The organism is Pseudomonas sp. RGM 3321 (assembly GCF_022836805.1).
In the GTDB taxonomy this organism is placed as follows: Bacteria; Pseudomonadota; Gammaproteobacteria; order Pseudomonadales; family Pseudomonadaceae; genus Aquipseudomonas.
Map to the genome: position 1 here is coordinate 48,111 of NZ_JALHBH010000119.1, position 20,986 is coordinate 69,096.

Here is a 20,986-nt window from a genome sequence, read left to right on the forward strand (position 1 = left end):
AATCGGCGCTATTCATCGCCAGTCATCCCCCGGCGGGTTTATGAGCTCAGGCCGAGTACACGGTGATCCCGTGGTGTTCGGTTTCTTCGCTGCCTGCGGTCACTGCCGCTCGCCTGCGACGTCAATAGAAGCTCACTCCCTTCCTGATCAGCCTTATTTTTGCCGGAGTGCTCCAATGCCTGATTACCGCTCGAAAACGTCCACCCACGGCCGCAACATGGCCGGCGCCCGTGCCCTGTGGCGCGCAACGGGCATGAAGGACGAAGATTTCAAGAAACCGATCATCGCCATCGCCAACTCCTTCACCCAGTTCGTACCCGGCCATGTCCACCTCAAGGACATGGGCCAGCTGGTCGCGCGTGAAGTCGAACGCGCCGGTGGCGTAGCCAAGGAATTCAACACCATTGCGGTCGACGACGGCATCGCCATGGGCCACGACGGCATGCTCTATTCGCTGCCGAGCCGCGAGATCATTGCCGACTCTGTCGAGTACATGGTCAACGCGCATTGCGCCGACGCCATTGTGTGCATCTCCAACTGCGACAAGATCACCCCCGGCATGCTGATGGCGTCGTTGCGCCTGAACATTCCGGTGATCTTCGTTTCTGGTGGGCCGATGGAAGCGGGCAAGACCAAGCTGGCCAGTCATGGCCTCGATCTGGTCGACGCGATGGTCATCGCCGCTGATTCGACCGCCAGTGACGAAAAAGTCGCCGAGTACGAGCGCAGCGCCTGTCCGACCTGCGGTTCGTGTTCCGGCATGTTCACTGCCAACTCGATGAACTGCCTGACCGAAGCACTGGGCCTGGCGTTGCCGGGCAACGGCTCGGCTCTCGCCACCCACAGCGACCGCGAGCAACTGTTCCTGCAGGCCGGCCGCACCATCGTCGACCTGTGCCGTCAGTACTACAAGGAAAACGACGACTCGGTGTTGCCGCGAAACATCGCCAACTTCAAGGCGTTCGAGAACGCCATGACGCTGGACATCGCCATGGGCGGTTCGACCAACACCATCCTGCACTTGCTGGCCGCTGCTCAGGAAGCCGAGATCGACTTCGACCTGCGCCACATCGACCGCCTGTCGCGCAAGGTGCCGCAGCTGTGCAAGGTCGCGCCGAACATCCAGAAGTACCACATGGAAGACGTGCACCGCGCGGGCGGGATCTTCAGCATCCTCGGCGAGCTGGCCCGTGGCGGCCTGCTGCACACCGACCTGCCGACCGTACACAGCAAGACCCTGGCTGAAGGCATCGCCAAATGGGACATCACCCAGACTGACGACGAGGCCGTGCACACCTTCTTCAAGGCAGGCCCGGCAGGCATCCCGACGCAGACCGCGTTCAGCCAGTCGACCCGTTGGGACAGCCTCGATGACGACCGTGAAAACGGCTGTATCCGCAGCGTCCAGCACGCCTATTCGCAAGAAGGTGGCCTGGCCGTGCTGTACGGCAACATCGCGCTGGATGGCTGCGTAGTGAAAACTGCCGGTGTCGACGAGTCGATTCACGTCTTCGAAGGCAACGCCAAAATCTTCGAAAGCCAGGACAGCGCGGTGCGCGGGATTCTTGCTGACGAAGTGAAGGCTGGCGACATCGTCATCATCCGTTACGAAGGCCCGAAAGGCGGTCCGGGCATGCAGGAAATGCTTTACCCTACGTCGTACCTGAAGTCCAAAGGGCTGGGCAAGGATTGCGCGTTGCTGACTGACGGCCGCTTCTCGGGCGGTACGTCTGGCCTGTCCATCGGTCACGCTTCACCGGAAGCGGCGGCAGGCGGTGCAATCGGTCTGGTGCGCGATGGCGACAAAGTGCTGATCGACATCCCCAATCGCTCGATCAACCTGTTGATCGACGATGCGGAAATGGCCGAGCGCCGTGCCGAACAGGACAAGAAAGGCTGGAAGCCGGTCGAGTCGCGTCCACGCAAAGTGACCACCGCCCTCAAGGCCTATGCCCTGCTGGCGACCAGCGCTGACAAGGGCGCGGTGCGTGACAAGGCATTGCTGGACAAACTGGTGCCTTGATCTGCATCGGCAACACTAAAAAGCCCGGCAGAGATGCCGGGCTTTTTGCTGCGTTTGAAAAAGCAGCGCTTACTTGCGGTCCGCAATTACCCCGATCAGCACCAGCACCACCAACAACACCGGTGCCAGGCTGTAGTTGTTGAATTGGCTCAGGCCGCGCACTACCCACGGAGTGGCGTAGATCAGCGCCGCGCCGCTGCCGACTGCGCACAGCAGGGCGATGAGCGGGATGCGCAGGGCGCCGGTAATGCCGCTGATTCGCTGTTCCAGCCAGCCTTTGATGTCCGAGCCGAACAGCACCAGCAGGCAGCCCACCAGCGCGAGCGCGATTTCCGAGAGATTGCTGCGACTCCAGCGCGAAACGGTGGCGAGCAGATCGAGTACGAAATCCATGCAGGGTCCTTAGATCAGAAAGTATTGCAGCAGGTCATTGAGGAACAACTGGCCTTGTGGCGTGGCGATCAGACGTGTCGGATCCTTGTGCAGCAGACCCTTTTGTTCGGCCTGTCGACGTGCCTCGGCGAGCGAATCGAGGCTTAGACCGGTTCTTTCCCGAAATAACGCAGCGTCCACACCATTTGTCAGTCGCAATGCATTCATCAAGAATTCAAACGGCAATTCGTCCAGCGGCAACAGCTTTGCCCCTGCCTGAAAAGGCTTGTCCGAGTTCAGGTAATCCTTGGGCAACCGGGTCTTCCAGGTACGCATGATTCGTCCGTCCGGATAGCTCAACTTGCCATGTGCACCTGCGCCTATGCCGATGAAATCCCCGAACGCCCAATAGTTGAGGTTATGCCGCGCCGGTTTTTCGGGCTGCGCATAAGCCGACACTTCGTACTGCGCGTAGCCATGAGTGGCCAGCAAATGCTGTCCGGTTTCCTGAATATCCCAAAGAATGTCGTCTTCCGGCAGCACCGGTGGCTGATTCCAGAACACCGTGTTGGGTTCCAGGGTCAGTTGATACCAGGACAGATGAGTCGGGGCGAGGGCGATGGCCTGGCGCAGATCGTCCAGCGCTTCGTCCTGGGACTGGTCCGGCAGACCGTGCATCAGGTCCAGGTTGAAGTTGTCGAAACCGGCCTGACGCGCCATGTCGGCGGCACGAATCGCTTCGTCGCCATTATGGATGCGGCCCAGCGCCTTGAGTTTGGACTCCTGAAAGCTCTGAATGCCGATCGACAGTCGATTGATGCCCAGACCGCGATAGGCGCTGAATTTGACCTGTTCGAAGGTGCCGGGGTTGGCTTCCAGGGTAATTTCGATATCGCTGGCAAAGCGGATGCGTTGTTCCACGCCCTTGAGCAGGCGGCCCAGTGCGTCTGCGCTGAACAGGCTTGGCGTACCGCCGCCAAAGAAGATCGATTGCAGTTCGCGGCCATAGACGTGCGGCAGGTCGAGGTCCAGATCGGCGAGCAGGGCGTCGACGTATTCCTGTTCCGGCAGCACCGGGCTGGCAGTGTGCGAGTTGAAGTCGCAGTACGGGCATTTGCGCACGCACCAAGGAATATGGATGTATAGCGACAGCGGTGGCAGGTGCGGCAGCGCAGGGCGTGGGCTCTCTGACGAGAAACCGCTCTCGCCGAGAAACAGCGGCTGCGCAGGCGAATCGTGGGTCATTGCAGACCCAGGCGTTGGCGCAACAGGACCATGGCGCGGGCGCGATGGCTGAGCTGGTTTTTCTCGCTCGGGCCCAGTTCGGCACTCGAGCAGTTGCGCTCCGGCACCCAGAACAGCGGGTCGTAGCCAAAGCCGTGCTCGCCGCTGGCGGTATGCAGGATGCGCCCATGCCACAGGCCTTCGCAGAGGATCGGCAGCGGGTCGTCGGCGTGACGCACCAGCGCCAATACACAAACGAACTGCGCGCCACGCTGCTCGTCCGGCACCTCTTTGAGCGCCTCTAGCAGCTTGGCGTTGTTGGCCGCGTCACCTTTGCCGTCGGCGTAGCGTGCGGAATAGATGCCCGGCGCGCCGCCGAGAAAGTCCACCGCCAGCCCCGAGTCGTCGGCCAGCGCAGGCAGGCCGGACAGGCGCGAGGCATTGCGCGCCTTGAGGATCGCATTCTCGACGAAGGACAGGCCGGTTTCTTCCGGCTCTACCAGGCTGAACTCGCTGACCGAGCGCAGCGTTACGCTGCCGCCGAGCATGGCCTGGAGTTCCTTGAGCTTGCCGCCATTGTGGCTGGCCAGTACGAGTTGTGTGAGGTTCATGGTTGGCCTGTCGTGGTGCTTGAAAACGGTCGGTTAAATGGCAATCTTGTGGTCCGTCAGCCCTGGGCTGGTGACCCGGTAGATGCCGATTTCCCCCAGCAGGTTGGGCCAGAGTTTGCTGGCCCAGCCGTGGCGATGCTGTTGATCGACGGCCAGCCTGTCGAGCACCTTTGCATCGCGTTCACGGCACAGTTCTTCGAAGTCGCCGAAGGTGCAGAAGTGAATGTTCGGTGTGTTATACCAGGTATACGGCAGGAATTCGGACACCGGCATGCGGCCCTTGCTCGCCAGATACCAGCGGCAGCGCCAGTGACCGAAATTCGGGAAGGTGATGATGCACTGACGCCCGACGCGCAGCATCTCGTCGAGGATTCGGTCCGGGTAATGCACCGCTTGCAGGGCCTGGGTCATGACCACTACATCGAAGCTGTTGCTGGCAAAGTTGCCCAGCCCCTTGTCGAGGTCCTGCTCGATGACGTTGATGCCCTTGGCGACACACTCGGCAATGTTGGCAGCGTCGTTTTCCAGCCCGTAACCGGTGACCTGCTTGTGGTCACGCAGCCAGGTCAGCAATTCGCCGTCGCCACAACCCAGGTCGAGCACGCGGCTGCCCGCGGGAATCCATTCCTGGATGATTTCCAGATCGGCTCTCATGACGTCCTCACAACGAAATTCGGTTCATGTAATTACCGAAAGCCTGCAAGTAGCGCGGAATCGGGATCAGAAAGGCGTCGTGGCCTTGAGGTGCGTCGATTTCCAGGTAGCAGACGTCCTTGCGTGCAGCCATCAGTGCGTCCACCAGCTCTCGCGAGCGGGCCGGCGAGAAGCGCCAGTCGGTGGTGAACGACATCACGCAGAATTTGGCGGTGGCGTTGGCGAATGTCTTTGCCAGATCGTCGTTGAAGTTGGCGGCAGGGTCGAAGTAGTCCAGCGCTTTGGTCATCAGCAGGTAGGTATTGGCGTCGAAACGCCCGGAAAACTCTTCACCCTGATAACGCAGGTAGCTTTCGACCTGAAACTCGACGCTGTGGAAGTCGTAATTGAGCTTTTCGCTCTTCAGGCCACGGCCGAATTTCTCGCCCATCGAGTCATCCGACAGGTAGGTGATGTGCCCGACCATCCGCGCCAGCATCAGGCCGCGTTTGGGGATCACACCGCGCTCCTGGAACGAGCCACCGTGGAATTCGGGGTCGGTGAGAATGGCCTGACGCGCCACCTCGTTGAACGCGATGTTCTGTGCCGACAGCTTGGGGGCCGAGGCGATTGCCAGGCAATGGCGTACGCGATCCGGGTAGCTGATGGTCCATTGCAGCGCCTGCATGCCGCCCAGGCTGCCGCCAATCACCGCAGCCCAGGTGTCGATGCCCAGCAGATCCGCCAGCCGGGCCTGACTGTTGACCCAGTCTTCCACGGTCACCACCGGGAAGTTGGCACCGAACGGCTTGCCGGTGTCCGGGTCGATACTGCTCGGGCCGGTCGAGCCGTTGCAGCCGCCCAGGTTGTTGAGGCTGACGACGAAGAACGTGTTGGTGTCGATAGGCTTGCCGGGACCGATACAGCTGTCCCACCAGCCCGGTTTGCGGTCATCGGCGCTGTGGAAGCCCGCGGCATGGTGATGCCCGGACAGCGCGTGGCAGATCAGCACGGCATTGCTGCGGGCGGCATTGAGCTGACCGTAGGTTTCGTAAATCAGGTCATAGGCTGGCAACGAACGACCGCACGCCAGCGCCAGAGGCTCGCTGAAGTGCGCCATCTGTGGTGTGACCAGTCCGACAGAATCGTGAGGGAATACCGTGGGCATCGACCCTGCTCTCGCATAAATGAGGCGTAAGTCTAAAGACCGCGGGGTGCAGCGGCAATAAGGGATGTTGTGAGGCGTAAATCAACGGCACGATAGTTAAGGCTGTTGTAGGAGCGAACTTGTTCGCGAAGGCGTTGCTTGGGTCGATATATCCCCTTTGGATGTACCTACCCCTTCGCGAACAAGTTTGCTCCTACGGCCTACGGCCAGAATCAAAAGCGGACTTGTGTGTAACGTCGAGCATTGGAGCGTGGGAACAGGAATGCTTACATCAACAACCGCAGCACATCCGGCATGTTGCTCATGGCGGCGAGGTTGTTGATGACCAGCATGTCCAGCAACTTGAGCACCAGAAACGCCAGGATCGGCGAGATATCCAGTCCGCCCAGGTTCGGGACGATCTTGCGGAACGGTGCCAGCGCGGGTTCACATATCTGGTTGACCAGCTCTGCGCCGGGGTTGCTGCTACCCGGTGCTACCCACGACAGAATCACGCTGATGATCAGGGCAAAGAAGAATATCTTCAGGAACAGTGCGGTTACGCCGATGATCGACCAGAGCAGCAGGTGCAGCGGATCGCCCGTGGTGCCGAACATCAGCAGCAGGGTCAGGGCCATCAGGACCATCTGCACGATGATCGCCAGTACCAGCGAAGACATGTCCAGCCCGCCCAGGCTCGGGATGATGCGCCGCAGCGGTTTGAGCAGCGGCTGGGTGGCGCGCACGATGAACTGGCACAGCGGGTTGTAGAAATTGGCCCGCACCAGTTGCAGCACAAAGCGCAACAGCACGATCAGCAGGTAAAGACTGCCAAGCGTTTGCAGGACGTAAATTGCAGCGGTGTTCAATCCGATCATCGATCTGCTCCAGAAAACCCGAAAATTATTTGCCCAGTTGCTCAGCCAGCTCGGCGGCACGGTGATCTGCGGCAGTCAGTGCCGTTTCCACCAGTGCTTCGAAGCCGCCTGCCTGAAATGCCTTGATGGCCGCCTCGGTGGTCCCGCCCGGAGAGGCGACACGACGACGCAGCTCTCCCGCACCCACATCACTGCCGGTCGCGATCAGTGCCGAGCCCAGTGCGGTTTGCAGGGTCAGCTTTTTCGCGATGTCTTCCGGCAGGCCCAGTTTTACACCTGCCGCGGTCATCGCTTCCATCATCAAAAAGAAGTACGCAGGGCCACTGCCGGACACCGCTGTTACAGCGTCCATGTGTTTTTCCTGCTCGACCCAAACTGCCACACCGACGGCCGACAGCAGTTGCTCGGCTTGCTCGCGTTGTTCGGCAGTGACCTTGTCGGTGGCATACAACCCGCTGGCCCCCTGACGCAGCAGCGACGGGGTATTGGGCATGCAGCGCACCACCGGCTGATCGCCAAGCCATTGAGTCAGGCTGGCGCAGGTAATGCCGGCCGCAACCGAAACAATCAACTGATTGGCTTCGAGGCTGGACTTCAGCGCATGGCAGACGTTTTTCATCATCTGCGGCTTGACCGCCAGCACCACGACATCTGCGCCCTTGATCGCCTCGGCGTTGTCGGCAAATACCTGAATGCCGTGATCGTTGGCGATACGTTCGCGGGTTTCGGCACCCGGCGCGCTGGCACAGATCAGTGCCGCGTCCACGCCTTGGGCGCGCAGGCCGCCGATCAGGCTGGCAGCCATGTTTCCGGCACCGACGAAGGCAATACGAGTCTTGCTCATGAAGGGGTCCTTGTGGGGAGGGTTATGGCTGGCCATAGTCGCGGGCGCCAAAGAGAGCTGTGCCGATACGCACCCAGGTTGCGCCTTGTGCAATGGCGGCTTCCAGGTCGTGGCTCATGCCCATGGAAAGTGTGTCGAGCGCCAGGTTCAATTGCTCCTGCAACGTGCGCACAGCGGCGAACGAGGCATTCTGAGCCGCAGGGTCGTCTGTGGGCTCGGGGATCGCCATGAGGCCACGCAGCTTCAGTCGCGGCAGGGCGATGATGGCGGCGGCCAGCTCCGGCAGGTCCTGAGGCGTGCAGCCCGACTTGCTGGCTTCGCCACTGACGTTCACCTGAATGCAGATGTTCAGCGGTTCAAGCGCCTCGGGGCGTTGCTCGGACAGGCGTTGGGCGATTTTCAGGCGGTCCACGGAATGTACCCAGGCGAAGTTCTCGGCGATAGCGCGCGTCTTGTTCGATTGAATGGGGCCGATGAAGTGCCAGCACAAGGGCAGGTCGCTCAGTTCGAGCTGTTTGCCCAGTGCTTCCTGTAAATAATTTTCGCCAAAGTTGCGCAAGCCTGCGGTGTAAGCTTCACGCAAGTCGCCGGCGGGCTTGGTTTTGCTCACCGCCAGCAGGCCGACGGACGCCGGTTCGCGGTTGGCTGCGAGGGCTGCGTCGCGAATTCGTTGTTCGAGCGTTGAAATGTTCGCTGCTATCGTGGACATTGATTTGCGCCAGCAGGGCTAAAGTCTGCGGCATTCTATGTGATTGAGGAGCTGTATGGATATTACCGAGCTGCTGGCCTTCAGTGCCAAACAGGGCGCGTCGGACTTGCACCTCTCTGCAGGTCTGCCACCTATGATCCGCGTCGACGGCGATGTGCGGCGTATCAACCTGCCCCCGCTGGACGCCAAGGAGGTCAAGGCGCTGATCTACGACATCATGAACGACAAGCAACGGCAGGATTTCGAGGAGCGTCTGGAAACCGACTTTTCCTTTGAAGTGCCGGGCGTTGCGCGCTTTCGGGTCAACGCATTCAACCAGAATCGCGGCGCAGGCGCGGTGTTTCGTACCATTCCCTCGAAAATCCTGAGCATGGAAGACTTGGGGATGGGCAGTGTGTTTCGCAAGATTACAGATGTGGCGCGTGGCCTGATTCTGGTCACCGGGCCGACCGGCTCAGGCAAGTCGACTACGCTGGCGGCGATGATCGACTACCTCAATTGCAACAAGCATCACCACATCCTGACCATCGAGGACCCGATCGAATTCGTTCACGAGTCGAAGAAGTGCCTGGTCAACCAGCGCGAAGTTCATCGCGACACGCTGGGCTTCTCGGAAGCGCTGCGCTCGGCCCTACGCGAAGACCCGGATGTGATTCTGGTCGGCGAGATGCGTGACCTGGAGACCATTCGCCTGGCGCTGACCGCCGCTGAAACTGGCCACCTGGTGTTCGGCACGCTGCACACCACGTCGGCGGCCAAGACCATTGACCGGATTGTGGACGTGTTCCCGGCTCAGGAAAAATCGATGATTCGCTCGATGCTCTCCGAATCGCTGCACGCAGTGGTTTCACAGGCGCTGCTCAAGAAGGTCGGCGGCGGGCGTGTGGCCGCGCATGAAATCATGATGGGCACGCCAGCGATCCGTAACCTGATTCGCGAGGACAAGGTGGCGCAGATGTATTCGTCGATCCAGACCGGCGGTTCGCTGGGTATGCAGACGCTGGACATGTGCCTGGCTGATCTGGTGAAGAAAGGCCTGATCACCCGTGAAAGCGCTCGTGAGCGGGCCAAGGTGCCAGATAACTTCTGATCGCAGGGATGCTGCAGGAACGAAAAAGGGGTCTTGAACACGTTCAAGACCCCTTTTTTCAGATGCAGCTTGCGGACCGCAGATTCACGCCAGGCTCAGCGCTGAACGACGCGCATCTGGCCGGGCTGTTTTGGCAGAACGCGCTTGGCGATCTTGTAGTGACTGTTCCAGTACGGCTTGTTCAGCGTATCGACAGTTACGGCCTTGCCACGACGCGGCGCATGCACGAACTTGTTGTCACCCAGGTAAATGGCGACGTGGTTGATGTTGCGGCTCTTGATGTTGAAGAACAGCAAGTCACCCGGTTTCAGATCCTTGCGATCCACCGTCTGTCCATGACCCTGGGCCATGGCATTGGAGGTGCGTGGCAGGTCGACCTCACGCACATCCGTGTAGGCATATTTGACCAGCCCGCTGCAGTCAAGGCCCTTGCCGGGCGTGGTGCCGCCCCAGCGGTAAGGCGTACCGACAGCCTGCAAGGCGCGTTTCACGACGGCATTGCCCTGTTTGGCAGGGACAGCAGCCGACGCCTGCAAGGTGGCCTTGCTGGCGTTCTTGCGCGAAACCGGCTTGGAGGCGAGGGCATTTTTGGGGTGAACGGATACTGGTGTGGCTTCCTGGGGTGCATTGCGAGTCGCGAGTGCCGGTGAAGAATGGCTTTTGGCGGTGTAGCCCGTGAAGCTCGCAGGAAGTTGTTGCTCACGATTGGTGGCGTGGGCGGCCACTGGCATAAAAAGGCAAATGGTTAGCCATGTCTTGAAAAAAGGACGCATTCGGCAGGGCTCGTAGTGGTCAGCGCGCAACTTTATAACAGCTTTTTCGGAAAATCTGACCCCATTTGTCGAGCGCATCACACTGGTATCGTTGCGTTTTATGCGACAGACTCTTTCTTTTTTCTTGCTAATCCCTTTGACGACAAGGGCTTGGCGGCATAAAACCGCCTCATGTGCCATACGTCGGAAGAGGGAAACCAAGTCACAAATTTGTTATGTATTTTTTTCTATCAGCGCAAAGAGGGTAAAAATGAACGCCTATCGTTCGGACACGCACAGCAAGGTCATGGGCTACCTGATGTGGATTTTCGGGTTCCTGGGGGCGCATCGCTTTTACTACGGCAAGCCGGTCACCGGGACCATCTGGTTCTTCACGTTCGGTCTGTTTGGTATCGGCTGGCTGATCGACCTGTTTCTGATCCCGTCGATGGACCGCGAAGCCGACCTGCGCTTTACCTCAGGCTCCACCGATTACAGCCTGGCGTGGATCCTGCTGACCTTCCTGGGTCTGTTTGGTGTACACCGCATGTATCAGGGCAAGTGGATCACCGGCATTATCTACCTGTGCACGGGCGGGTTGTTTCTCTTGGGGATTCTGTATGACTTCTGGACCCTGAATGATCAGATCTCGATGAAGAACGCCCGACGCGGATGATGGTTGAGGTTATCGTTCCTCACGCTCCAGTCCAGAACGGCATGCCGACGCGGAGCGTCGCACGGTAGTCGAAACCCTTCGCGAACAAGTTCGCTCCCACGGCCTTCGGCCAGAATCAAAAGCGGACTTGTGTATAACGATGCGGAAGCGAGAGCCCGGAGCGGGCTCAACGGCTGTAACTTATCCGTCCATCCACCAGCGTGTAGCGTATCGAGCCGGGCAGGCAGTGGCCGATGAAGGGGCAGTTTTCGCCTTTTGACAGCCAGGTCTCGCCCGCAACCGTCGAGGCGGCAGGGTCGAACAGGACGATATCCGCTGGCGCACCGGCACTCAGCTTGCCGGCCGGCAGGCGCAGCGCGGCGGCGGGGCCGCTGCTCAGGCGAGCGATCAGGGTCGGCAGGTCGAGCAGGCCGTCATCCACCAGCGTCATGGCCAACGGCAACAGCAACTCCACGCTGCTGATGCCCGGTTCCGTGACGCCAAACGGTGCCAGCTTGGCGTCACGCTCATGCGGCTGGTGATGGCTTGAAATCGCCTGAATGACACCGCTCTTCACCGCTTCACGCAGACCATCGCGGTCGGCGCGAGTGCGCAGCGGCGGCTGGACGTGATAGAGGCTGGAGAAGTCGATCAGCGCCTCGTCAGTCAGAATCAACTGATACAACGCTACATCCGCCGTCACCGGCAGACCGCGTGCCTGCGCCTGGGCAATCAGCGCCGCGCCACGCGCACTGGTCAACTGGCTGAAGTGCGCGCGCACACCGCTTTGCTCGACCAGCAACAGGTCGCGAGCCAGCGCCACGGTCTCGGCCGTCTCGGGAATGCCCGCCAGGCCCAGAAACGCCGCCGTCGCGCCATCGTGCGCCAGGCCGCCTTCGGCCAGATCACGATCCTGCGAATTGAAAATCACCGTCAGGTCGAATGTGGCCGCATATTCCAGCGCCCGGCACAGCGTACGGGTGTTGCTGAAGCTGCTCAGACCGTTGCCGAATGCCACGCAGCCTGCGTCGCGCAGGGCGATCAGCTCTGCCAGTTGTTCGCCTTCCAGGCCCTTGCTCAGTGCGCCGACAGGAAACACCTTGCTGAAACCGGCTTCACGGGCCCGGTCCAGAATCAGTTCGGCCACCGCCGAGGTGTCGAGCACCGGTTTGGTCTGCGGCGGGCAGCACAGGCTGGTCACGCCGCCCGCCACCGCCGCGCGGGTTTCGCTGGCGATGCTGCCTTTGCGGCTGTAGCCCGGCTCGCGCAGGGACACGTTGAGGTCGACCAGACCGGGCGCTGCGACCAGTCCGTTAGCATCGATGGTCTGGGTGGGCTCGAAACCCTCCGGAGCGGCACCGATAGCGGTGAGCTTGCCTGCTTCAACGTGCAGGTCGGTAATCTGATCCATCCCGCTGACCGGGTCGATGACGCGAGCGCCGAGGATGCTGAGCTTCACTGGGCGTTCTCCTGTTCGAATTGGCGTTGTGCGTTTTGTCCGCTCATGGCCATGGACAGCACTGCCATGCGGATTGCGATGCCGTAGGTCACTTGATTGAGAATCACCGAATGCGCGCCGTCGGCCACTGCCGATTCGATCTCCACGCCGCGGTTGATCGGGCCGGGGTGCATGACAATCGCATCCGGCTTCGCGGCCGCAAGGCGCGCGGTGGTCAGGCCGAACAGGCGGTAGAACTCGCCTTCGCTGGGCAGCAGCCCACCGGTCATGCGTTCGCGTTGCAGGCGCAGCATGATGACCACGTCCACGTCCTTCAAGCCTTCGTTGAGGTCGGTGTAGACCTTCACCCCATATTGTTCGACGCCGACCGGCAGTAGGGTTTTCGGCCCTATCACGCGGATGTCCGGGCAGCCTAGCGCCTGGAGCGCGAGCATGTTGGAGCGCGCTACCCGTGAATGCAGGATGTCGCCGACGATGGCCACCGACAGGTTTTCAAAGCCGCCCTTGTGCCGACGAATCGTCAGCATGTCGAGCATGCCCTGGGTCGGGTGTGCGTGACGGCCATCGCCGCCGTTGATGATCGCTACGTCCGGGCATACGTGTTCGGCGATGAAGTGCGCAGCACCCGAGTCTGCGTGGCGCACGACGAACATGTCGGCGGCCATCGCCTCAAGGTTGCGCAAGGTATCGAATAGCGTTTCGCCCTTGCTGGTGGACGAGGTCGAGACGTTCAGCGTGATCACGTCGGCAGACAGTCGCTGCGCGGCCAGTTCAAAGGTGGTACGGGTACGGGTGGAGTTCTCGAAGAACACGTTGCACACCGTCTTGCCACGCAACAGCGGGACCTTCTTCACCGCCCGTGCGCCGACCTCAAGGAACGAGTCGGCGGTGTCGAGAATTTCGGTAAGCAGCTCGCGGGGCAAGCCGTCCAGAGACAGAAAATGGCGCAGCTGGCCCTGGTGGTTGAGCTGCAGCGGGCGCTTGGCGTCGAGAGGCGTCATCGCAATGGACTCTTAAAGGGCGGTGGAGAGGTCTTGAAGTTCGAGCGCCAGCGGCTCGGGGCCGGACAGCTTGATGCGTTCATCGGGTGCCAGCGACAGAGTCGCGCCAACCAAATTCGGGCGGATCGGCAGTTCACCGGCGTCCAGGTCCAGCAGGCAGACCAGCGTAACGCTGGCCGGGCGGCCGTAGTCGAACAGTTCATTGAGGGCGGCGCGGACGGTACGACCACTCATCAGCACGTCATCGATCAGCACCAGATGCTGCCCTTCTATTTCGAACGGCAGGTCCGAAGGTCGCACTTGAGGGTGCAGGCCGTTCTGGCTGAAGTCATCACGATAGAACGAAACGTCCAGGGTGCCGAGCGGAGCGGGGTTGTTCAGTGCCTTGAGCAGCGCCTGGGCAACCCAGACACCGCCAGTGCGGATGCCGATGAAACGAGGGTCGCTGATGCCGCGCTTGCTCAGGTGAGCGTTCAGGTCAGTGGCCATCTGACGAATCAGTTCGGCGGGATCGGGCAGGCTCATATTTGCTCCTTTGAGGCTCGGGCAGCGTCCTTCCCAGACTGTGTAAAAACTACTGCGCTTGGCAATACTGCGTTAAAAACAGGCGAAAAATGCTCATTTAGAACACCTAGACTCCGCTTTTTCGCCTGTTTTTACCTTGTCTTGCCTTCGCTCGTGACGTTTTTACACAGTCTGGTCCGTGGCGCGATGCTCAAGCGATAACGTGGAATCCGGGTATCTCGAAGCGATAAAGGCAGAAAAAGTCACACATTCAACAGCTCGGGGTGCTCGTCCAGCCAGCCTTGCAGAAGCAGCGCAGCGGCAATGGCATCCACCGGGTTGTCGCGATAGCTGCCTTTCTGGCCGCCGCGAGCCATGCGCTCGCCTTTGGCTTCGAAGGTGGTCAGGCGTTCATCATGGGTGTAGACGGTTACACCAAAGCGTCCGTTGAGCTTGCGCGAAAACTTTTCAGCGCGCGCGCTCATGTCGCTGGGCGTACCGTCCATGTTCAACGGCAGGCCGACCACGATGGCGTCAGGTTTCCATTCGTTGATCAGTGCCTGAACCTTGTCCCAGTCGGGCACGCCATTCTGCGCCTTGAGCGTACAGAGTTCACGTGCCTGACCGGTAATGGCCTGACCGACCGCAACGCCGATCTGTCTGGTGCCGTAATCAATCCCCAGCAGTAGCCGTAAAGCGGCCATCAAGCGTGCCCTGCCTGGGTCGATATGAGGTTGAGATTGATGCCCAGGCGTCTGGCTGCTGCATCCAGGCGCAGCTCACTGTCGACATCGAACAGGATGGCCGGGTCAAACGAGCAGGTCAGCCAGGCGTTGTCAGCCATTTCCGCATCCAGCTGACCCGCGTCCCACCCCGCGTAGCCGAGGGTAATCACATTTTGATCAGGGCCGTAGCCATCGGCGATGGAAAACAGCACGTCCTGCGAGGTCGACAGCGAAATTCCGCCGGGAAGATTGACTGTGGCCTGAAACGTCTGGCCACTGGGATGCAGGACAAAGCCGCGATCGGTTTGCACCGGGCCGCCCGAATGTATGGCGATTTCCTGGCAGCGCTTTGGCGCAGGAAGCTCCGGTCGCAGCTGTTCGAGTACATCTGCCAGGGTCAGGCTTTGAGGGCGGTTGATCACCAGCCCCATTGCACCATTGGCGTTGTGCTCGACAACGTAGGTCAAGGTCTGAGCAAAGTTCTCGTCGTGCATGTGGGGCATGGCGATCAGGAACTGGTGCTTTAGATAACTCGGGGAGACTTTTTTCATGAGTCCTAGTTTGGCGTTGCCTTGCGTGCCTGACAACTGACACTTGTACGTGTCAGGTGTCAGTTGGCAAAAAATTCAATTGCTTGACAGCTTGTCGCCGCGTGCAAATTTCCAGGTGCGGATGATCTCCAGCCGGTCGATGTCGGCCAGATCGCCGGTAAACGGCGCAAAAGGTGCCGCCAGACGCACGATTCGTTGTGCAGCCTGATCCAGCAAAGGTTGCCCTGATGATTCAAGCACCAGCACTTCATACAGCGAGCCGTCCCGATTTATTGACACAAGAAGTCGCAAATTGCCATAGATCTGCTTGCGTCGTGCTTCCTCAGGATAGTTCAGGTTTCCGACCCGCTCGACCTTCTTGCGCCAGTCGTCCTTGTACCAGGCACCTTTGTCGCGCATGGTCGAGGCCGCATTGAGGCGGTGGATCTTCGGGCGCTTGGCGTAAAGCTGCTGCTCGGTCGACAGTTCGGCTTCCAGGCTGGCAATTTCGTTGCTCAGCTCCGAGCTGTCAAAGGTCGGTGCGGCCTTGGTGGTTGGCTCGGGCTTGACCTCATCGCGTTTGGCGACGGTTTTCTGCTGGCTGGGCGCAGTGGTCGCGACGGCGGTCTTGGGCGCTTCCTGCTTGACCACAGGTTTGCTGGCCGGAGGCGGGGTGACCTTGTTGACCTTGGTGTCCTGATACGGCGCCAGCTCGGTGGTCTTGAGCGTTTCGGCCTTGTCCAGCGTGCCACTGCCCTGTTGATCGTCCTGTGCCAGAAAATCCGCCTGCTTAGGCTTTTCTTCGCTTTTGAACGTGGCGAGGGTGATTTCCAGGGTCTGCGAGATCTGCTCCGGCTTTACATAGGTGAAACCCACGCCAAGGATCACCGCGAGGTGGATCAGCGCCGCGATCATCATGGTAAAGCCCAGGCGATCGGCAGGACGCACACCCACATTGGCGAGTTCGAGGGGGAGGTCGTTTCTGGCCATGGATGTCATTGGCGGTTCAGCATCTCGTCAGCCTGCATGTCAAAATCCGTGTCGTGTTACAGGTGGCGCATGATAACGCAATGTACGGCGAAGCTCCGTTGCGGATCAGACGAAGGGACGCCGTGGCACACGGTTGATCCGTGGCCAGCGACGTCAGCCGTTGATCAGCCCTTGCGCGCCTGCAACTTCTTCTCGATCGCGTCCATCAGTAGCCCACCAATGTTGGTGCCGAAGGCGTTGTCGATTTCGCGGATGCAGGTCGGGCTGGTGACGTTGATTTCGGTCAGGTGCTCACCGATCACGTCGAGGCCGACGAACAACAGGCCTTTTTCGCGCAGGGTGGGGCCGATCTGTTCGGCTATCCAGCGGTCCTTGTCGCTTAGCGGACGGGCTTCGCCACGCCCGCCTGCGGCCAGGTTGCCACGTGTTTCACCGGCGGCAGGGATGCGCGCCAGGCAATACGGGACCGGTTCGCCATCGACCATCAGAATGCGCTTGTCGCCGTCCTTGATGGCGGGCAGGTAGCCCTGTGCCATGATTTGCTGCGTGCCGTGAGCGGTCAGGGTTTCGAGGATTACTGACAGGTTCGGATCGCCCGCCCGATGGCGGAAGATCGACGCGCCGCCCATGCCGTCCAGCGGCTTGAGGATGACGTCGCCATGTTTTTCGGCAAATTCGCGAATGATGTCGGCGCGGCGGCTGACCAGGGTCGGCGGCGTGCATTGGGGGAACAGCGTGGCGAACAACTTCTCATTGCAGTCACGCAGGCTCTGCGGCTTGTTGACGACCAGCACGCCTGCGCGCTCGGCCTGCTCCAGCAGGTAGGTGGCGTAGACGAATTCCATGTCGAACGGCGGGTCCTTGCGCATCAGGATCACGTCCAGGTCGTCGAGACCTGCGTCGACTTCGGCTTCGAACTCGAACCATTTGGCCGGGTCGGCAAACACCTTGAGCGGCTTCATGCGCGCGCGGGCCTGGCCAGCGTCCTGATACAGGTCTTTCTGTTCCATGTAGAACAGCGACCAGCCGCGTTCCTGTGCGGCAAGGAGCATGGCCAGCGAGCTGTCCTTTTTATAGGAAATGTGCTCAATGGGGTCCATGACAATCCCTAGGCGAACGCTCATGGGCAATATCCTCTGATCGGTAAGGGCCGCAACGGCCGTAAAATTGGCATCAGGGTGGCGTTCCGTTTGCTCCCGGTCAAGGGGCAGGCCCGCCACGGTGCGCTTTATGGATTGAGTCTGGAGAGTATGCTAAAAAGGCTCGGTATCCAGTTTTCGATCCTTGTGGATCAATGAAGCGATACCGTCAGGCTCCCAGTGCCTCGCAGAATGCGCAAAAATTCGCTGCGGCGATGGAAGAGCAGCTATGGAACAACACGCCTCCGCCTTGAAAGTCATGGTCATCGATGACTCGAAGACCATTCGCCGCACCGCCGAAACGCTGCTTAAAAACGCAGGTTGTGAAGTCATCACTGCGATAGACGGTTTCGACGCGCTGGCCAAGATTGCCGATAACCACCCACGAATCATATTCGTAGATATCATGATGCCGCGTCTGGACGGTTATCAGACGTGCGCGCTGATCAAGAACAACCGCGCATTCAAGTCCACGCCAGTCATCATGCTGTCCTCCAAGGACGGCCTGTTCGACAAGGCCAAGGGGCGGATTGTCGGTTCCGATCAGTTTTTGACAAAGCCTTTCAGCAAGGAAGAACTGCTCAGCGCGATCAAGGCTCATGTGCCGGGCTTCGTTGCAGCAGAACAACACATATCATGACGCCCGCGCTCGATATGGCGCGCTCGTAATCTGACGGGGAACACCCATGGCTCGAATATTGATCGTCGATGATTCGCCGACTGAAATGTACAAACTCACCGGTATGCTGGAAAAGCACGGTCATGAAGTGCTCAAGGCCGAAAATGGCGCTGATGGCGTGGCTCTGGCCCGTCAGGAAAAACCCGACGCAGTGCTGATGGACATCGTCATGCCCGGGCTCAACGGCTTTCAGGCTACGCGTCAGCTGACCAAGGATGCCGACACCAGCATGATCCCGGTGATCATGATCACCACCAAGGATCAGGAGACCGACAAGGTCTGGGGCAAACGCCAGGGCGCGCGGGATTACCTGACCAAACCGGTGGATGAAGAAACCCTGATGAAAACCCTGAATGCGGTGCTGGCCGGCTGATTGCCGGAATCGCCATGGCCGAGCCTCGTACCGCCTTTGAACTGCTTCTTGATATGGATCGACGCTGTCGTTCGCTGGCGGCGGGCCTGCCGCTGCAGGAAGCTCATCAGCAGGATTGGGTCGGCATCGGTTTCCGGATGGGTGAGCAGCGTTTCGTAGCGCCTATCGGCGAAATCGCCGAAATCCTTCACGAGCCTCATCATGCGGTGATGCCGGGCGTGAAGTTCTGGGTGGCGGGTATCGCCAATCTGCGCGGCCGGCTGTTGCCGCTCATGGATTTATGCGGGTTTTTCGGTCATGAACTGACCCCCGCGCGCAAACAGCGCCGGGTGCTGGTTGTCGAGCACAACGATGTGTTCGCCGGTCTGCTGGTCGATGAGGTGTTCGGCATGCAACGTTTCAGTCAGTTGAGCCTCATACCCCAGACATCACAAGACATCGATCAAGGTATCGCGCCGTTCTTGCGCGGGCAGTTCATTCGCGAGCAGGCGTGGCAGATATTCAGTCCGTGGGCGCTGGTACAGTCTGCAGATTTCATGGACCTGGCATCTTAGGCTCTGGTTTGTTTTGTTTCACAATTGATCCAGGCGGGGGCCTGATTAATGAGTAATACAGGCAGATCAAGGGAAGGCGCGCGCAGCCGGACGCAGATTATTCTGCTATTTGTCGCGCTCATCGTTTTCATCATGTTGCTGTTCGCCAACTTCGCCTACCTCAACACCCAATCGAACTACGACAAACAGTACATCGGGCATGCTGGTGAGCTGCGCGTGTTATCCCAGCGCATCGCGAAAAACGCCACCGAAGCGGCCGCCGGTAAAACCCAGGCGTTCAAGCTGCTGGCCGATGCGCGCAACGATTTCGACGTGCGCTGGGGCTACCTGAGAAAAGGCGACCCGGCCACCGGGCTGCCTGCGGCGCCTGATCTGATACGCGACGAATTGCGCACCGTTCAGCGCGACTGGGAAGGGCTGCGCAAAAGTACCGATGTGATTCTGGCCAGCGAACAGACGGTTTTGTCGCTGCATCAGGTGGCTGCGACACTGGCCGAAACCATCCCGCAATTGCAGGCCGAATACGAAAAAGTCGTTGAAAGCCTTCTGCAAAGCCGTGCGCCGGCTGCGCAGGTGGTGGTTGCGCAGCGTCAGGCGCTGCTCGCAGAGCGGATCCTCGGCTCGGTCAATACCGTGCTGGCCGGTGACGAAACAGCGGTGCAGGCCGCCGATGCGTTTGGCCGCGATGCCAGCCAGTTTGGTCGTGTGCTCAACGGCATGCTGGAGGGCAACGCCACGCTACGAATCTCCCAGGTCGAAGACCGCGATGCCCGTGCACGGCTGGCGGAAATTGCCGAGCTGTTCGAGTTCGTGTCCGGCTCGGTGGACGAGATTCTTGAAACCTCGCCCGAGCTGTATCAGGTGCGTGAGGCGTCCGGCAACATTTTCAACACCTCACAGACCCTGCTGGATGAAACCTCGGTACTCACCAACAGCCTGGAAAACATGGCCAAGCGCCGTACTGTGAATACCGTCGGTGGTTATGTGCTGGGTTTGCTGGCGCTGATGTCGATCATCCTTATCGGTCTGGTCATGGTCCGCGAAACCAACCGTCAGTTGCGCGAAACCGCGCAGAAGAGCGAGCGTAACCAGACGGCGATCATGCGTTTGCTGGACGAGATCGAAAACCTCGCTGACGGTGATCTGACGGTGACGGCCTCGGTGACCGAAGATTTCACCGGCGCGATTGCCGATTCCATCAATTACTCCATCGACCAGTTGCGCGAACTGGTGGTGACCATCAACCTGACGGCCGAACAGGTTGCTGCTGCCGTTACCGAAACGCAGGCCACGGCCATGCAATTGTCTGCTGCCTCGGAGCATCAGGCGCTGCAGATCAGCGCTGCTTCGACGGCAATCAACGACATGGCAGCGTCCATCGATCAGGTGTCGACCAATGCATCGGAGTCCTCGGCGGTGGCAGAGCGCTCTGTAGCGATTGCCAACAAGGGCAACGAGGTCGTACACAACACCATCCACGGCATGGATAACATTCGCGAACAGATTCAGGATACTTCCAAGCGCATCAAACGTCTGGGTGAGTCTTCTCAGGAGATCGGCGATATTGTCAGCCTGATCGACGACATTGCCGATCAGACCAATATTCTGGCCCTCAACGCGGCCATTCAGGCTTCTATGGCCGGTGACGCCGGACGCGGCTTTGCCGTGGTGGCTGACGAAGTACAACGGCTGGCCGAGCGCTCGTCGTCTGCCACCAAGCAGATCGAAACGCTGGTGCGGGCCATTCAGAACGACACCAACGAGGCGGTCATCTCCATGGAGCAGACCACCAGCGAAGTGGTGCGCGGCGCACGACTGGCGCAGGACGCCGGGGTAGCGCTGGGGGAAATCGAAGGGGTTTCCCGAGTGCTGGCCGAACTGATCGAAAGTATCACCGATGCCGCTCACCAGCAGGCCGAGTCGGCCGGACAGATTTCACAGATCATGACCGTCATTCAGCAGACCACCTCGCAGACCACCTCGGGCACCTCGGCCACGGCCGAAAGCATCGGCAATCTGGCAAAAATGGCCAGCGAAATGCGTCGTTCGGTATCGGGTTTTGCCCTGCCGTCATCGAAGAAAGCCGGATGATGT

23 protein-coding genes are annotated in these 20,986 nt (G+C 60.0%); 7 read left to right on the forward strand and 16 right to left on the reverse strand.

The annotated features are described in order from the left end of the window. The first annotated feature begins 175 nt into the window (after positions 1–175). Positions 176–2,023 (forward strand): dihydroxy-acid dehydratase, encoded by a 1,848-nt coding sequence (ilvD, locus tag RGM3321_RS22995; protein ID WP_024640355.1) that lies wholly within the window; start codon positions 176–178, stop codon positions 2,021–2,023. A gap of 69 nt (positions 2,024–2,092) precedes the next feature. Here the strand turns inward: ilvD and RGM3321_RS23000 are convergent, their stop codons facing one another. From RGM3321_RS23000 to RGM3321_RS23035, 8 genes are all read right to left on the reverse strand, one after another. After that, entirely contained in the window at positions 2,093–2,416 is a 324-nt protein-coding gene (locus RGM3321_RS23000) for a DUF3392 domain-containing protein (RefSeq protein ID WP_002551720.1), read from the reverse strand. Positions 2,417–2,425: 9 nt separating this feature from the next. Continuing rightward, complete coding sequence (gene hemW / locus RGM3321_RS23005) at positions 2,426–3,640, reverse strand: radical SAM family heme chaperone HemW (protein ID WP_244394967.1); 1,215 nt, start codon at positions 3,638–3,640, stop codon at positions 2,426–2,428. After that, the gene (gene rdgB, locus RGM3321_RS23010; RefSeq protein WP_244394968.1) at positions 3,637–4,230 is read right to left on the reverse strand and encodes an RdgB/HAM1 family non-canonical purine NTP pyrophosphatase; all 594 of its coding nucleotides are present in this window, start codon (positions 4,228–4,230) and stop codon (positions 3,637–3,639) included. The genes hemW and rdgB overlap by 4 nt, the downstream gene beginning before the upstream one ends. A gap of 33 nt (positions 4,231–4,263) precedes the next feature. Then, a complete protein-coding gene (gene metW / locus RGM3321_RS23015) occupies positions 4,264–4,884 on the reverse strand; it encodes a methionine biosynthesis protein MetW (protein WP_244394969.1) in 621 nt (206 codons plus the stop codon). Positions 4,885–4,891: 7 nt separating this feature from the next. Further along, entirely contained in the window at positions 4,892–6,031 is a 1,140-nt protein-coding gene (locus RGM3321_RS23020) for a homoserine O-acetyltransferase (protein WP_244394970.1), read from the reverse strand. 266 nt (positions 6,032–6,297) lie between these two features. Continuing rightward, positions 6,298–6,888, reverse strand: a complete 591-nt coding sequence (locus RGM3321_RS23025) for a YggT family protein (protein ID WP_002551725.1) — start codon at positions 6,886–6,888, stop codon at positions 6,298–6,300. Between the two features lie 25 nt (positions 6,889–6,913). Beyond that, complete coding sequence (gene proC, locus RGM3321_RS23030) at positions 6,914–7,732, reverse strand: pyrroline-5-carboxylate reductase (RefSeq protein ID WP_244394971.1); 819 nt, start codon at positions 7,730–7,732, stop codon at positions 6,914–6,916. Positions 7,733–7,754: 22 nt separating this feature from the next. Beyond that, positions 7,755–8,441, reverse strand: a complete 687-nt coding sequence (locus RGM3321_RS23035; RefSeq protein ID WP_244394972.1) for a YggS family pyridoxal phosphate-dependent enzyme — start codon at positions 8,439–8,441, stop codon at positions 7,755–7,757. 55 nt (positions 8,442–8,496) lie between these two features. On the opposite strand from RGM3321_RS23035, the gene RGM3321_RS23040 reads away from it, so the two are divergent. Further along, entirely contained in the window at positions 8,497–9,531 is a 1,035-nt protein-coding gene (locus RGM3321_RS23040) for a type IV pilus twitching motility protein PilT (protein ID WP_002551728.1), read from the forward strand. Positions 9,532–9,626: 95 nt separating this feature from the next. Here RGM3321_RS23040 and RGM3321_RS23045 read toward each other — a convergent pair whose 3' ends face one another. After that, positions 9,627–10,304 carry a C40 family peptidase gene (locus RGM3321_RS23045; protein ID WP_244394973.1) on the reverse strand — a complete coding sequence of 226 codons (678 nt, stop codon included), beginning with the start codon at positions 10,302–10,304 and terminating at the stop codon, positions 9,627–9,629. Positions 10,305–10,554: 250 nt separating this feature from the next. Here RGM3321_RS23045 and RGM3321_RS23050 point away from each other — a divergent pair, with 250 nt between their 5' ends. Next, on the forward strand, positions 10,555–10,959 hold the full coding sequence (locus RGM3321_RS23050; protein ID WP_057459276.1) for a TM2 domain-containing protein: 405 nt from the start codon (positions 10,555–10,557) through the stop codon (positions 10,957–10,959). 166 nt (positions 10,960–11,125) lie between these two features. Here the strand turns inward: RGM3321_RS23050 and RGM3321_RS23055 are convergent, their stop codons facing one another. The 7 genes from RGM3321_RS23055 to gshB all read right to left on the reverse strand — a co-directional run bounded on the left by RGM3321_RS23055 (position 11,126) and on the right by gshB (position 17,271). After that, a complete protein-coding gene (locus tag RGM3321_RS23055) occupies positions 11,126–12,397 on the reverse strand; it encodes a dihydroorotase (protein ID WP_244394974.1) in 1,272 nt (423 codons plus the stop codon). Next, positions 12,394–13,398, reverse strand: coding sequence for an aspartate carbamoyltransferase catalytic subunit (locus RGM3321_RS23060; RefSeq protein WP_004666454.1), 1,005 nt, complete (start codon positions 13,396–13,398; stop codon positions 12,394–12,396). Before RGM3321_RS23060 ends, RGM3321_RS23055 begins: the two co-directional genes overlap by 4 nt. Positions 13,399–13,410: 12 nt before the next feature. Continuing rightward, complete coding sequence (gene pyrR / locus RGM3321_RS23065; protein WP_244394975.1) at positions 13,411–13,923, reverse strand: bifunctional pyr operon transcriptional regulator/uracil phosphoribosyltransferase PyrR; 513 nt, start codon at positions 13,921–13,923, stop codon at positions 13,411–13,413. A 242-nt stretch (positions 13,924–14,165) separates the two neighbouring features. Further along, positions 14,166–14,606, reverse strand: coding sequence for a Holliday junction resolvase RuvX (gene ruvX, locus RGM3321_RS23070; RefSeq protein WP_244394976.1), 441 nt, complete (start codon positions 14,604–14,606; stop codon positions 14,166–14,168). Then, entirely contained in the window at positions 14,606–15,178 is a 573-nt protein-coding gene (locus RGM3321_RS23075; protein WP_057422023.1) for a YqgE/AlgH family protein, read from the reverse strand. Before RGM3321_RS23075 ends, ruvX begins: the two co-directional genes overlap by 1 nt. A gap of 75 nt (positions 15,179–15,253) precedes the next feature. After that, positions 15,254–16,156, reverse strand: a complete 903-nt coding sequence (locus RGM3321_RS23080) for an energy transducer TonB (RefSeq protein WP_016982509.1) — start codon at positions 16,154–16,156, stop codon at positions 15,254–15,256. 155 nt (positions 16,157–16,311) lie between these two features. Then, positions 16,312–17,271, reverse strand: a complete 960-nt coding sequence (gshB, locus tag RGM3321_RS23085; RefSeq protein WP_244394977.1) for a glutathione synthase — start codon at positions 17,269–17,271, stop codon at positions 16,312–16,314. A 244-nt stretch (positions 17,272–17,515) separates the two neighbouring features. Here gshB and pilG point away from each other — a divergent pair, with 244 nt between their 5' ends. Genes pilG through RGM3321_RS23105 form a run of 4 tightly spaced genes read left to right on the forward strand, consistent with a single transcriptional unit; the run spans position 17,516 to position 20,983 of the window. Further along, a complete protein-coding gene (gene pilG / locus RGM3321_RS23090) occupies positions 17,516–17,926 on the forward strand; it encodes a twitching motility response regulator PilG (RefSeq protein WP_002551738.1) in 411 nt (136 codons plus the stop codon). Positions 17,927–17,972: 46 nt separating this feature from the next. Further along, positions 17,973–18,338 carry a twitching motility response regulator PilH gene (gene pilH / locus RGM3321_RS23095; RefSeq protein WP_003316741.1) on the forward strand — a complete coding sequence of 122 codons (366 nt, stop codon included), beginning with the start codon at positions 17,973–17,975 and terminating at the stop codon, positions 18,336–18,338. A gap of 14 nt (positions 18,339–18,352) precedes the next feature. Continuing rightward, positions 18,353–18,892, forward strand: coding sequence for a chemotaxis protein CheW (locus tag RGM3321_RS23100; protein ID WP_002551740.1), 540 nt, complete (start codon positions 18,353–18,355; stop codon positions 18,890–18,892). Between the two features lie 48 nt (positions 18,893–18,940). Then, complete coding sequence (locus RGM3321_RS23105) at positions 18,941–20,983, forward strand: methyl-accepting chemotaxis protein (protein WP_244394978.1); 2,043 nt, start codon at positions 18,941–18,943, stop codon at positions 20,981–20,983. Positions 20,984–20,986 lie beyond the last annotated feature (3 nt).